13 protein-coding genes are annotated in these 13,497 nt (G+C 46.3%); 7 read left to right on the forward strand and 6 right to left on the reverse strand.

All coding sequences use genetic code 11. The features are described 5' to 3' along the window. The first annotated feature begins 67 nt into the window (after nucleotides 1–67). A complete protein-coding gene (locus QUA43_RS04650; RefSeq protein ID WP_333371458.1) occupies nucleotides 68–1,405 on the forward strand; it encodes a peptidylprolyl isomerase in 1,338 nt (445 codons plus the stop codon). A 106-nt stretch (nucleotides 1,406–1,511) separates the two neighbouring features. Here QUA43_RS04650 and QUA43_RS04655 read toward each other — a convergent pair whose 3' ends face one another. Continuing rightward, nucleotides 1,512–2,222, reverse strand: a complete 711-nt coding sequence (locus tag QUA43_RS04655; protein ID WP_333371460.1) for a tetratricopeptide repeat protein — start codon at nucleotides 2,220–2,222, stop codon at nucleotides 1,512–1,514. A 593-nt stretch (nucleotides 2,223–2,815) separates the two neighbouring features. On the opposite strand from QUA43_RS04655, the gene QUA43_RS04660 reads away from it, so the two are divergent. The 4 genes from QUA43_RS04660 (at nucleotide 2,816) to QUA43_RS04675 (ending at nucleotide 7,252) form a co-directional block, all read left to right on the forward strand. Beyond that, nucleotides 2,816–3,532 carry a pentapeptide repeat-containing protein gene (locus QUA43_RS04660; protein WP_333371462.1) on the forward strand — a complete coding sequence of 239 codons (717 nt, stop codon included), beginning with the start codon at nucleotides 2,816–2,818 and terminating at the stop codon, nucleotides 3,530–3,532. 559 nt (nucleotides 3,533–4,091) lie between these two features. Next, nucleotides 4,092–4,823 (forward strand): cytochrome c biogenesis protein CcdA, encoded by a 732-nt coding sequence (locus QUA43_RS04665; RefSeq protein WP_333233091.1) that lies wholly within the window; start codon nucleotides 4,092–4,094, stop codon nucleotides 4,821–4,823. Between the two features lie 161 nt (nucleotides 4,824–4,984). Next, nucleotides 4,985–6,397: a cytochrome c biogenesis protein gene (locus QUA43_RS04670; protein WP_333371464.1), complete on the forward strand. Its 1,413-nt coding sequence runs from the start codon at nucleotides 4,985–4,987 to the stop codon at nucleotides 6,395–6,397. Nucleotides 6,398–7,054: 657 nt separating this feature from the next. After that, entirely contained in the window at nucleotides 7,055–7,252 is a 198-nt protein-coding gene (locus tag QUA43_RS04675; RefSeq protein ID WP_333371466.1) for a DUF2283 domain-containing protein, read from the forward strand. 37 nt (nucleotides 7,253–7,289) lie between these two features. On the opposite strand, the gene queF is transcribed toward QUA43_RS04675, so the two are convergent. Then, a complete protein-coding gene (queF, locus tag QUA43_RS04680) occupies nucleotides 7,290–7,709 on the reverse strand; it encodes a preQ(1) synthase (protein WP_006633986.1) in 420 nt (139 codons plus the stop codon). A gap of 145 nt (nucleotides 7,710–7,854) precedes the next feature. Here queF and QUA43_RS04685 point away from each other — a divergent pair, with 145 nt between their 5' ends. After that, nucleotides 7,855–8,451 carry a hypothetical protein gene (locus QUA43_RS04685; RefSeq protein ID WP_333371467.1) on the forward strand — a complete coding sequence of 199 codons (597 nt, stop codon included), beginning with the start codon at nucleotides 7,855–7,857 and terminating at the stop codon, nucleotides 8,449–8,451. A gap of 84 nt (nucleotides 8,452–8,535) precedes the next feature. On the opposite strand, the gene speD is transcribed toward QUA43_RS04685, so the two are convergent. After that, the gene (speD, locus tag QUA43_RS04690; RefSeq protein ID WP_333154953.1) at nucleotides 8,536–8,958 is read right to left on the reverse strand and encodes an adenosylmethionine decarboxylase; all 423 of its coding nucleotides are present in this window, start codon (nucleotides 8,956–8,958) and stop codon (nucleotides 8,536–8,538) included. Between the two features lie 104 nt (nucleotides 8,959–9,062). Here speD and QUA43_RS04695 point away from each other — a divergent pair, with 104 nt between their 5' ends. Further along, nucleotides 9,063–9,200 (forward strand): hypothetical protein, encoded by a 138-nt coding sequence (locus tag QUA43_RS04695; protein ID WP_333371469.1) that lies wholly within the window; start codon nucleotides 9,063–9,065, stop codon nucleotides 9,198–9,200. 147 nt (nucleotides 9,201–9,347) lie between these two features. On the opposite strand, the gene QUA43_RS04700 is transcribed toward QUA43_RS04695, so the two are convergent. From QUA43_RS04700 to QUA43_RS04710, 3 genes are all read right to left on the reverse strand, one after another. Further along, nucleotides 9,348–10,409: a pentapeptide repeat-containing protein gene (locus QUA43_RS04700; RefSeq protein ID WP_333371471.1), complete on the reverse strand. Its 1,062-nt coding sequence runs from the start codon at nucleotides 10,407–10,409 to the stop codon at nucleotides 9,348–9,350. Between the two features lie 331 nt (nucleotides 10,410–10,740). Beyond that, entirely contained in the window at nucleotides 10,741–10,899 is a 159-nt protein-coding gene (locus QUA43_RS04705) for a hypothetical protein (RefSeq protein ID WP_333371472.1), read from the reverse strand. A 997-nt stretch (nucleotides 10,900–11,896) separates the two neighbouring features. Further along, nucleotides 11,897–13,105: a histidine kinase gene (locus tag QUA43_RS04710; protein WP_333371474.1), complete on the reverse strand. Its 1,209-nt coding sequence runs from the start codon at nucleotides 13,103–13,105 to the stop codon at nucleotides 11,897–11,899. Nucleotides 13,106–13,497 lie beyond the last annotated feature (392 nt).

Consider the following 13,497-nt stretch of genomic DNA (forward strand, 5'->3'; position numbering starts at 1 on the left):
TGGGTAGGGGCAATTCGCGGATTGCCTCTAAAACCCACAGATCACTCACTCAAATAGCAATTTACCCATGAGCGCTGCACTCCCGTTAACAGGCAAAGCTATAGTAGTCCAGGTAATTAACGGTCAACCCGTTACGATCGAAGTAGACGGCACTAATGCCCCGATTACTGCGGGAAATTTTGTTGACTTAGTTGAACGAGGCATTTACGACGGGGTGATGTTTCACCGAGTTGTGCGCCAGCCAGATCCTTTTGTGGTGCAAGGAGGCGATCCGCGCAGCAGAGATACTTCAATCCCAGCCAGTCAATTGGGAACGGGTAGTTTTATTGACCCGGATACCAATCAGGCGCGTTTTATTCCTTTGGAAATCAAGCCGCAAGGGGCCGCGCAACCTGTTTACAACCAAGTTGTAGCCCAGACGCCGCAGTTGCAGCATAATCGCGGGGCTGTGGCAATGGCTCGTTCTAATGCTTTGGATTCGGCTTCTTCGCAGTTTTATTTTGCTTTGGATGATTTGCCATTTTTGGATGGTAATTATGCTGTTTTTGGCAACGTTATTCAAGGCTTTGAAACGGTGAATGCGGTGCAGCAGGGCGATCGCATTTCTACCGCAAAAGTCGTTCAAGGAATCGTCCCCAGTCGGGTTTCTAGCATCATTAGCGATGTTAATGTCCTCAACGATTTAATTAATAGTACCAATTTCGTAAATCTATCTTTGCGATCGCTCAGACTGTCAAACACCCCCAACAACTATCAAGTCACTTCCCAAGACTCTCAGCAAAATCCCAGCGGTGTAGTAGGAGGTAGCGCCAACGATCGCATCCTCGGTTCACCGACGGATGATGCAATTAACGGCAGCCAAGGCAACGATACCATCACTGGCGAAGTGGGTAACGACTTTTTGCGAGGTGGCAAAGGCAACGACTCGATTAGTGGCGGTGTTGGCAACGATATTATCAACGGAAATCTCGGCGACGATACTGTCAATGGCGATGCTGGTAACGACTTTTTGCGAGGTGGCCGAGGAAACGATGTTTTAATCGGCGGCGATGGTAACGATATTTTACTTGGCGATATTGGCAGCGATACTCTCACCGGCGGTGGCGGTACTGATACGTTTGTTCTGATCACAGGCGAAAATCTGGCTTTAGATACGGCGAGCGATATAATTGTTGATTTTAGGCCCGGAGATGGCGATCGTATTGGCTTAACCAGCGGTTTATCAAACACCTCCTTCACCCAATCTGGCAGCGACACACTCATTCAATTTGGAGGAGTTACTTTGGCTGTCGTTCAAAATGTCGCTCCCGCAGCAGTTCAAAACGCCGCCTTTGCAATTAACTCTCCTGGTGCTTTCCTTGTCGATAACTTGCCGCCCGGAGACGCCGCCTTGAGAATTGGCTAGCAACAAGACTGACGCAATAATTATAGGTGTAGGGTGCTCTTCGGTGCACCTTACCTGATTATCAATTCCCAATTCCCAATTCCCAATTCCCAATTGCCAAATTCCACTAAGACCATAGCTTTGTAATTTGAGAAACTGCCTCTTGATAATAATCCATTCTCCCCTGCAGCTTAAAAAGCCCTGCTGCTTTCTGAAAATCCTCAAATGCTCCCTGAACCTCTCTCAATTTATATCTAGTCACTCCTCGGTTGAAGTAAGCTTTAGCAAAATCGCGATCGAGGCGAATTGCTGACTCAAAATCAGCTAGTGCTGCCAGGGAATTTTGCATTTGCAGGTGGATAGCACCTCGGTTAAAATAAGCTTGGGTGAAATTGGGGTTGAGCAGCAGTGCCGAGTTGTAATCTGCGATCGCAGCAGTATAATCTTTTAAACGAGTCAGCATAAACCCCCGATTGCTGTAATACTTAGCTCGGTAAGGATTGAGTTCGATGGCGGTAGTTAAATCTGCAACGGCCGACTGTTTGTCGCCTAATTTGTAGCGGGCCACACCTCGATCGTTGTAAGCTGACGCGAATTGCGGATTAATTTTAATTGTGGTAGTAAAATTTTTAATCGCACCGTGCAAGTCTAGTTGTTCGAGATTTTTTAAACCCTGAGTGTAAAACTTTTTGGTACTAACTTTTAAATTTGCCTCTTGTCGGGATTCAGCTTGCTCCCCCGAAAATACGCCGGCAATATTAGTGAATCCCAAAGATTCGATCGAATTGAAAATAGTTGTAACAACTAATTGGGTTGGGAGAAGGGGAATAGTAGGCATGGGAGAAGTGTTTTTCAACTGTATGCTATTATTTTTCTCCATACTTGAGCTATTGGCAGTGATATCCATACTCTCAGGAACGTGATAAGTTTGATGCGATTGGGTGATGCTGGGGCTTGAGTTGTGTGATGAAAGTTGGGCTTAGTTAGTGATGCCGATCGCACTTCAGAAAAAATGCGTCTACAACCCTTTAAATATAAGGTTTGTAGGCTATAGGATCGGTTTCTTGATTCCCATATTGAGCAGTTTATACCAGGATTGTTTGCAGATATGCCCCTGGGGAAGCGATCGCAACTGCCTGCTGCAAGTATTACTTTGTAGCGATATTGCACTGGCAAATCCCGATCGAACTTGCGGTCATCTTATACCGGATTTTTAGAAAAAATATTAGTTTGGCAGCAAGACATCTGTGAAGCAACCGGGTTTCTCGCTCAAAGTGTGTCTAAGACTGGCTGAGTTAAGTTTGTACCTGCGCCAACCATGATTAACCTTTCACTACACTAATATTTTTGAGTAATCTTGCTGAGGAAAGTTGCCGATTATTTGCTATGCTTTGATTAGACATCAATAATTTATGGCACAAATTAGTGTCAATGAAAAGAGTTATGAGGTTGAAAACTTTCTTCGCTGCTGTGTTGGCGATCGTCCTGTTCACTCTCTACCTAACTCCTCCTGTGATGGCCGCGAATGGGGAGGATGTGAGTCACCTATTAAAGGATAATTGGTGCGTCAGTTTTTTGTGGAAACAGTGCGATTTGAGCGCAGTCGATTTGCGGGGGGCTAATCTCCAAGAAGCCAATTTGAGCGGCGCTAATTTGAGCGGCGCTAATTTGTCCGGTGCTAACTTAAAAAATGCGGATCTTTCGGACGCAGATCTCACCGGCGCTAATTTAGCAAATGCTGATATTTTAGGCACGAATCTCAGTCGAGCCAATTTGACCGAAGCTAACTTCAACTGCACCAAATTGTGGGATGCTAATCTGACTTTGGCAAATCTGAGTCGCGCCAATTTACAAGATGCTAATGTCTTAGATTCTCGACTTTGGGGAAGCAATCTTACCCAAGCTAATTTAACGGATGCGACGCTGCACGGTGCTGACTTGCAATATGCTAATTTAGCCGACACTAATTTAACAGGTGCTGACTTGCACAGCTTCTTTTTCCGAGGTTCCAAACAAGTAACAAATTTGAGCAATGCTAATTTAGAAGGCGCTATTTTAACGGGAGCAAATCTCAGAGGTGCGGTGCTGGCAGGGGCAATCATGCCGGACGGGTCTATTAATGAAGAAAGTGGCTTTAATTTACAGTAGAGTAAAATTAAAGTCTGCTTGAATAATTTCAACAACAGGCTTTCGGGCTGATTTCGCAGTCAAAGAATTATCTGGTGTAGCTGCGCCCGTTGCCAACAGCTTGTTGAGGATGCTGTCAAGATATTAATTTAAACCAGGGTGCGATCGACCTTTTAACTCCCAAGCTGCGCCCATTGTCAACAGCTTGTTGAGGATGCTGTCAAGATATTAATTTAAACCAGGGTGCGATCGACCTTTTAACTCCCAACCAGTAAATATCGCTAAAATCTTAAATCTCAAACCGAACCGGCGGGCATCTGTTACAATTTTCAACAAAGCCAGAACAGCCCCGAACCTGAAGTCACCTGCCTAGGGATACAAGCCCCCGACAGGAGTCGTGAAGAGCAAAAATATTAGATATTTAGTTTAAACTCTCAGATTCATCTGTAGAGTCAATCTAAAATCTAAAATCTAAAATCGATAGGCTGTGAAGTAAATCTAAAATCTAAAATCTAAAATCTAAAATCGATAGGCTGTGGAGTCAATCTAAAATCTAAAATCTAAAATCTAAAATCGACAGATGGAAACCCTGCAAACTCAACTTTACGAACTCGCACAATTTGCTAATAATTTAGTAAATACTCAACTGACAAACCTCAGTTTAGTCAGCGTCGGAGTCATCTTTCTGGCCGGGTTGCTAACGAGCTTAACGCCCTGTATGCTTTCAATGTTGCCGATCACGATCGGCTACATCGGTGGATACGAAGCAAAAAGTCGCCTGCAAGCCGCCGCCCAGTCTGCGTGGTTTTCCCTGGGATTAGCCACCACCCTTGCGGGTTTAGGTATTGTAGCATCATTTGCCGGACAAGTTTACGGCAAAATTGGCCTGGGTTTGCCAATTCTTGTCAGCATTATTGCTATTCTAATGGGACTGAATTTACTCGAAGCTTTACCCTTACAAATGCCGTCTTTCGACGCTGTGGGGTGGGTGCCGAAAGATTTGCCGGCGGGCGTGCGATCGTACTTATTGGGCTTAACTTTTGGTTTAGTAGCGTCTCCCTGCAGCACTCCGGTTTTAGCTACACTCTTAGCTTGGGTTTCCAAAACGGGGGATACAGTTTTAGGTGGTGTGTTGCTGCTGTTTTACGCTGCTGGCTACGTCGCTCCGCTGATTATAGCAGGTACGTTCACTGCTAGCATTAAAAAGTTGTTAGAATTACGTCGGTGGTCGAGTTGGATTACGCCTGTTAGCGGCGTTTTGCTAGTAGGATTTGGCGTTTTCTCCCTGCTTTCCCGCATCCTTCCCGCGTAACTAAAATCGGCGTGATTCGGCGGCATCAATCGGCCGTTTAAACCGCTACTACACAAACAAAGTCTGCCTCCGCAGACTAATAAAGAAGGGGAAGATGTAAGCAGGATTTGATATTATTATGTGTTACTCACAAATAACAAATAACCAATAACCAATAACCAATGACATCAAAAGAAGTATTTCTATCAAAACTCTCAAACTGGGCGAATGCCCCTCAAAGGTTTTTCAAGCGAGAACTCTTGCCGGTGCTAGCAGATTTGCGGCTGGCAATTATCTTGCTGCTGACGATCGCATTTTTCAGCATTTCCGGCACCGTCATCGAACAAGGCCAATCAGTACCCTTTTACCAATCCAACTATCCAGAACACCCCGCTTTGTTCGGCTTCCTAACTTGGAAAGTTGTGCTAATTGCAGGACTAGACCACGTATACCGCACTTGGTGGTTTTTGTCAATCCTAATTTTGTTCGGCAGCAGCTTAACAGCTTGTACATTTACCCGACAATTTCCCGCATTAAAAGCCGCCCGCCGCTGGAAATTTTATGAAGAACCGAAGCAGTTTGAAAAATTAGCTCTCAGTGCGGAATTAGAAACAGTTGCTTTAAGTTCGTTAGAACCACTTTTGCAGCAAAAAAACTACCGCATATTTCGAGAAGGCGAAAAAGTTTATGCCCGCAAGGGAATAATTGGCAAAATCGGCCCGATTATTGTTCACGCCAGTATGCTAATTATTTTAGCTGGGTCGATGTGGGGCGCAATGACGGGATTTCTAGGTCAAGAAATGGTTCCCAGTGGCGAAACATTTCAGGTGCAGAATATCATGGATGCAGGGCCTTGGGCGGGGCCGCAAATACCGAAGGATTGGTCGATGCGAGTTAATCGGTTCTGGATTGATTATAGTCCGAGCGGTGCGATCGACCAATTTTACTCTGATCTGTCAGTTTTGGACAAAACAGGCCAAGAGGTCGATCGTAAAACCATTCACGTTAACGAGCCCCTCAGATACCGGGGAGTCACATTTTATCAAGCAGATTGGGGAATAGCCGCCGTGCGAGTTCGCCTCAACAAAAGCCCGGTTTTACAATTGCCAATGGCTCAGCTAGACACCCAAGGTAAAGGCAGAATTTGGGGTGCTTGGATTCCGACAAAACCAGATTTGAGTGCGGGAGTTTCTCTGCTAGCAAAAGACTTGCAAGGAACGATGTTAGTGTACGGTACGGATGGCAAATTGTTAACTACTGTTCGCGCAGGCACGGCGGTAGAAGTTAACGGAGTGATGCTGACAATTGACGAAGTTGTAGGCAGTACGGGATTGCAAATCAAAGCCGATCCGGGCATTCCGATCGTTTATACTGGCTTCGGGTTGCTGATGCTTAGTGTGCTGATGAGCTATCTGTCTCACTCGCAGATTTGGGCTTTGGAAAAGGACGGCAAACTATACGTCGGCGGGCGCACGAATCGCGCTCAGGTGAGTTTTGAGAGAGAAGTTGTGGAGATTTTGGACAAGTTGGCCGAATCGAAACAAGAGGAAGAAAAGAGCGAAATAGCGCCGACTTCTCTAGCGAATCCAAACTAACCGTAGGGTGCGCGTGGCGCACCTTACACCCGGTTAAAAATGGATAATTAAACAGGAAATAAATGTGATAAAAAGGATTGAGTTCAGTCAACACGCATTACTAAAAATAGAGATTCTAGAAAGTCGCGGGGTTAGAATATCAACAGATTTGATTTCTGAAACTATCAGAACCCCTAGTAAGTTGTTGTGCATTTAAATTGAATGTCAAAAAATAATCAAAGTTTTGTGGGGAGTAGGGGTTGGGCGTCTCGCCCGCCCTGAATATGCAATTTAAATGCGTGACAGCTTAAGTTAGAACCCACATTCCGCACTTCTTAATATTATTCTGAAGATTTAGATTAAAAAATGGCTGTAAGCTTTTCTCAGCAAGGCTTACAGCATTATTAAACTATATTGCTTTTTATAAAGAATCATTATCTATTTCCCGTAAAATAATTGTTATTGAGAAATAATTGCAGATTAAAGCCCTGGAATAACGGTTTTCCGTAAAAGAACTTCTGACTATGTTAAGAAGTGCGGAATGTAGGTTAGAAGCAAGCGGTGAAGGAAAGTTTATTTGTCAACAGAGATTGAATGGACTTGTCCTAAGAGTAGTTTACCAAGAATCTGATGATAAAATTTTAGTAATTACTGCTTATCCTGGTAAGATGTCAAGATATGAAAAAGATTAGATATAGCCCTGATGTAGATGCGATGCTGATCGAAATTTCCGATTGCCCGATCGCCTATGCCGAAGATGAAGGGAACATGATTCTCCACTATTCTAACAGCGGAGAACTGGTGTTGATTGAAATATTAAATGTCAAACAATTTATGTCATTAGAATCTCTCTCCGATGAGATACCTACCCGCTAAAGCAGTTCAAGCGGGCGGACACTCACAGGGACTGCACCTACTTCTGATGCGACACCTCAATCACGGTGTGGACGTTCCCCCGTGGCGAAAAATCGCCCTTAATCGTCGCTTCCAACGGCGCGCAAGCCGCCACAAAATCGTCTAAAATTTGATTGATCGATTCTTCGTGAGAAATGTAGCGATCGCGATAACTGTTGACGTACAGTTTCAGCGCCTTTAACTCTACCACCCGCTCGTCTGGCACGTAAGTAACGTGAATTGTCGCAAAATCGGGATAGCCAGAAAACGGACACTTGCAAGTAAACTCCGGCAACGTAATGTTAATCGAGTAGCGCCGCCCGACTCGCGGATTCGGGAAAGTAATTAACTCCCCTTCCAAAATCTGGCGTTCGCCGTATTTCATTTCCTCGGTGCTTGACTTTTGCGACATAGTTTGTTCCGGTGCGTAGTTGTTCATAGCGATTGACTAAAAACTTGTAACATTAAATTAAATTTACGTTCAATATCTGTAACAAATATCTTGACGAATTGTGTTGCGATCGATCTAATTGCAAATACTCTCAGGCTAAACTAAAACAAGTTCACCCTCGCCATCTACAATTATGCAAAATACTACCTTATCTGACAATACTTCCCCTGAAAACTCAAATAGTTACTCTCCATCAGTACCAATTTCCCTCTATCGAGAAGTCACGGCAGAGCTGCAAGCAGCCCAAGCGATGGTGGACTCCCTCAAAACCCACAATCAGCAATTAGTCCAACAAAACCAACAACTGCGCCGAGAAGTAGAAACAGTAGTTCAAGTATCCCAACAGTTACAGCAAGTAGTCAACTCGGCTCAGAGCATCACCCAGACAGGGATGCCTCAAATGCCGTCAGTCAAATTCAATTTCAGCATTGAACCTCCGCCCCCACCACCTGTAACCTCGCAGACTAACTCTGCCATACCTCAACCACCTCAGACAGTGGCTTTCCCCTTCCCACTACCGGAACCGGAGCCAACAGCCACCTCGATGCCGCAGCCACTTCCCGAAAAATTATTTACAGAGGTGCCGGAAACTCCTTACCGTGTGCGATCTCAAATCAAAAAAACCTCAGATTTAAGTGGATTGTGGTTGGCGATCGCGATTTTTCTGATTGTGATTGCAGCTTTCGGCGCAGGTTATTTAGTTGTCCGCCCTTTATTAATGAAAAAGTAAATTCCAACAAGAATCCCACGACTCGAAGCGTGGGATTTTAAGCAGAACCTAGCATAAAAGGTTGAAAGTTACGCTAATAGGCCCTTATACTCTGGCGGCACTCGTTTCTACTGTACGAGGCGCATACTGCTCTTCACAAGCAGATTCTAGGATGCCCACCCCGGGCTCGAAACCGCGCGTGAACTCAGTGAGTTTTACCTGTTTAGCTTCCAAAGCTGTCTGTAGCACCTTCATGGCTCGGTGAGGGTCGCCGGCCCCGCAGAAAAATAAGTCTGCAGCAAAATAACCGTGTTCAGGCCAAGTATGGATTGCTATATGAGACTCTGCCAAAGTAGCAGTAGCTGTCACTCCGTGAGGACTAAACTGGTGTACGCACAAATCGATGAGAGTAGCTCCTCCGGCTTCGATCGCATCGAGAATAGCGCGGCGGATACGTTCAGGATCGTTGAGCAGGTCTCCAGGAGACTGCCAAGCATCAGCGACCAGATGGGTTCCCAATTGTTTCATTCTGCGGGGTTTTACCTCTATTGATTTTAAGTCTCAAACCTTTTAATGTTAGCACGGTGTCCATAAATTTTCAAGTAAATTCCCAAAATATTTCCCAAATAGCGATGAGCGCGAGGATACCGGGTTTTTTGGGGCGCTTTGGCCCTGACCGAGTGCAGGTTGAGTTCGATTGGAGTTTGAGCGGGGCGATCGATGTTTCCTGCATTTCCTGCCAAAATCGGCTTTCCGTAGAATGGGGTTAAAGCTCAACCGCCTTAATCAGCTCCGGGCGATGGAGAGGCTAGAAACCCGGAAGGGCCGGCACTCTGGGCACCGCCCATACAAAAATCGGGTTTCTCGGTGTTCGGTTTTGCTGAGATTGACCTACTTAATTATGGTTAATCAACTGATCAATCCCGGCTGTGAGTAGCTCCATTCGGCAAAATTGCCCCGCTCAAAGCCGCTTCATTCAAATTCGCAACATTCAAGCTCGCCCCAATCAAATTAGCCTCCGACAAATTAGTTCCTGTCAAATTCGCCCCTGTCAGAGAACTCAGCAGCAAACCTGCTCCCGACAAATTGGCGTGACTTAAATTCGCCCCCCGCAAATCCGCTTCCAGCAAGCTAGCACCTGACAAATTCGCCCCGCTCAAATTAGCTCCTCGCAAAGAAGCTTTGTTCAAATTCGCAGCCCTCAAATCAGCATTGTGCAGAATCAAACCATTCAAATTAGCTTTACTCAAATTAGCTCCCTGCAAGTCGGCACCGCTCAAATTAGAGCCATTTAGATTTGCCGATTGCAAGTCAGCACCGCTCAAGTCAGCACCGCTCAAATTAGCAGCGCAAATAGAAGCCTCCCGCAGACTTGCTTCGCTCAAAGAAGCCCCAACCAAATTGACACCGCTGAGATTTCCGCGATTGAGATAAGCTCGAATTAGAGTTGCTCCGCTCAGGTTCGCCCCGTTCAGATCTACCTCGCTGAGAATTGCTCTAGTCAGATTTGCTCTGCTTAAATCAACACCGCTCATAATTGCTCGGCTCAGCGTCGCCCCGCTCAAATTAGCCTCAGTTAGTTTCGAGCCGCTTAGCAAACAAGCTCCTACTAAACTCGCTCCAGTCATAACTGCTTTGCTCAAGTCAGCCTGAGACAGTATTGCTCCGCTGAGATTGGCCCCGCTAAAATCTGCTGCGATCGCCACAGTTCCAGTTAAACTAGAACTTCCGAGGTTAGCTTCAATTAATTTCGCCTTAGACAAATTAGCCCCGCTCAAGTCGGCACCGTTTAAATTAGCTCCAATCAGTTTGCTTCTAATTAAGTTGGCGCCTTTCAAATTAGCGCTACTCAAATTTGTTCGACTGAGATTAGCTTCACTCAAAGGAGCTTCAATGAGGTTGGCCCCTCGAAAATCTCGTTCCCCGTTTCTATGTCTAATTAAAAGTTCATCGGCACTTAAAAGCTCAGTGAAATTCATAAAAAAAATGAGTGAGTTTCCTTAATTTCTCGATGTTCTCTGTTGTCTGAAAATTTGTACTATCGTGTTGGGCAGTAAGTTCTTTCAACCTATACTGCCACATTAACAATTGTCAAAACTTGTTAATTCCTAGCATCACCCTGCTCACCTAGTTATAACTCACGAAAAACCCGGTTTCTCGCAAAAAATCTGGGTGTTTTCAGCGCTGCCTTCATGAAGAAACCGAGTTTCTCGCCACGTGTAAGCCCTGTAACTATTATTTGGCTAGTATTTAGTTGGCGGTTGATGTTAGTTGTTAATTGTTAGTTGTATTTATACTAACTGCTAATCACTAACTATTAACTGCTAACCATTTACCAAAATACCGAGAAGTTGTCGATCGCTCTTGTAAAGATAGATCGAATATTTGGGGTATTGCTGGCGGCATCCGCGCCGCATTCTGACCCGAAAATTTGCCAGTACAGGCGATCGAATTTATGAGTGCAATCAAGAAACAAGATATCGGAGCTTCAACCCCCAATGCCTTCTACATAAGTGCCTTCTATCTTCGATAGCCCATGAAAGCAGAGCCCGGTCAGCTCAGCTAGTTTCACCTCCCCCCACTGTGCTGCGCGCCAGTGAAATCCAACAGGAAGGCTGTTTCCCTCGGAGTGATGAGCGAGTCGCAGGCAAAGCAAACAATACGCTGCCCTGAGCCTGAGATTTCGCGAAAAAAGGCGCCGCGAGCCATTGTGCTCCCGCGCTGCTGTGCTTGCTGTCAATCTTTACTCGATCCATGAGCGCTTGCGGTTCTAATTAACAGAACACCGGACACCAGACGCGCTCCCGGACATAAAAGCTGTTCCTGGGCTTCTCAAATGTTTCGCTGAGGCATTCCCAGAAAAACTGTATTCCTGTAGCAGGTCTTGCCAACGGCAATTCGGCTGCTACAGCCAACTAATGACCAGCCTAAGTCTTGCCCGAAGGCTCCGACAATATTATTATTCTAATATTTGCCGACCACCGCAGGCATTTCTGGGCGCGCGGGACTGGGTACTTCACCTGTATAAGTTGGTGAAATTAGCCACCCCATAATTAAAGATAGTCGCTCTTTGACTAACTGGGCAATATCTGCTGTAATTTATGTCATCAAATTTGATAATACTGCGGGGTTTGCAATCGAGCTGTAGTGAGTGTTACAGAGTAAAAAAACACTGCAGATTTAGGGTATAAAAATTAAGGGAGCAGATCGATCCTCCGGCGCAAAGCCCAGCTCACGGCCTGGGCCCCCAATCAAAATTAAACTTTTGACAGGTGGCTTTTTTAAGTTTCCAGAACAAAACAAAAGCCGGCTTTCAGAGAAAAAGCCGACTTTTGAGATGATTTTACCAACGAAGTGCAAAACCGCTAGCTCGCCCGTCGTGGTTCGCTCACTTTCTACAATCCGAGTGCGCGAGTGCGACTACCCTGCAGGAAGTAGAAACAATACCCAAACAAAGGCTGAATTATTAAACGCGACGGTTGCCGGTAACGCCCTGATTGGGATCGTAAATACCAGGCGTAGTATCAACCCCTGGAGTGCCAGGAGCGCCGTAATCAGCCCGAGCACTATCGACGCTGGGATAGTCGTAGGTGTTCCAATGTTGAATACCTCCGCGACTCAGAATGCTTTCGGCTTGAGCGACTTCTGCTTCGCTGCCGTCAACCAGTACCAAGTAATCTCCTCTCGCCACGCGATCGCTGTATGCTTTAGCTTCCTCTTCGGGAATTCCCATGCCGACTAAAGCTCCGATCAAGCTGCCCGCAGCCGCACCCAAAGCCGTACCGGCAAGTGTAGTGGCGATCGCCGTAGCTGAAGCTCCTGCCAGCATAATCGGCCCGATGCCCGGAATTGCCACTAGGCCCAGACCTACCAACAAGCCTGTCAAACCGCCCAAAGTGCCACCTGTGAGGGCGCCCTTAGTCGCTCCTTCATCCGCCTTGTTGTCGGCGCTGTCGTGTACGTCAATGCCTGCGATGTCCCCTTTCGAGTCAGCATCCTTAGCGATGACCGAAACCCGGTTCATGTCGAAACCGGCAGTTCTCAGTTCTCCCAGCGCCTGTTCCGTCTCGCGGCGGGTTGAAAATACTCCCACTGCGCGCTTCTGGTGGCCCCCAGCTCTGCGGCCGGTGTCTGCAGGCACATCGTAAATGCCCCAATCCTGAATGCCCCGCACGCTCATAATTCCTTCGGCTGTGGCAATTTCGGCATCTGTTCCTTCTACGAATACCAAATATTCACCGCGCGAGACGCGATCGCTATAAACTTTAGCTTTATCTTCGGGAACTCCCAAACCGACCAAACCGCCTACCAAACCGCCGGCTGCCGCCCCAATCGCGCCTCCAACCACAGTATCTGCTAGCAGAGTGGCGATCGCACCCCCCGCCATCACCGGGCCAACTCCCGGAATCGCTAGCGCTCCAATGCTTCCGAGTAAACCAATCAAACCGCCCGTCACGACTCCCGCGGTCGCCCCTGCTTTGGCGCCACCACCGACTTTCTCATCGGTACTCTTACCAGCGCTAGCGCCCGCAATTTCACTGTTATCTAGCTTTTCCCCAACTACCGAAACTTTATTCATCGGAAACCCGGTACTTTGCAGTTCCATCAGGGCTAGTTCCGTATCTCGGTAATTAGAAAATGCTCCTACAGCTCGCTTGTGTTGACCTAAAGCCATTTTTTTTCTCCTGAGAAATATACTACTTTTACACAACCACAGAATTTATGCTCTGCCATCAATCACATTTAGTCATTTTTTCCCAACAATTTTCATCGGTCGCTGGGAATAACTTCCCGCTCTATCTTCAGGTTGGTTTCCAACTAATTCTCCTGGATGGGAAATCGGAAATTGGGAAGGGGAAGTTGCAGGTATTTCGCGAGTTTTGAGTGCGTGAATTTAAAATTAAATTTAAACTCTTTCACTTAAAACCCCGCTCTCCCTAGAGAGTCACCTAAGCCTTGCAATCCGCTCCGCAAGCAATCTTACAAGGCCAAACTTTATCCTCTTCCCTCAGACTTCTCTCCTAGATAACTACATTCTTCTCCCTTCTTTCCCTCGGACTTCTTCCT

The sequence above is a fragment of the Microcoleus sp. N9_B4 genome (assembly GCF_036701635.1).
In the GTDB taxonomy this organism is placed as follows: domain Bacteria; phylum Cyanobacteriota; class Cyanobacteriia; order Cyanobacteriales; family Microcoleaceae; genus Microcoleus.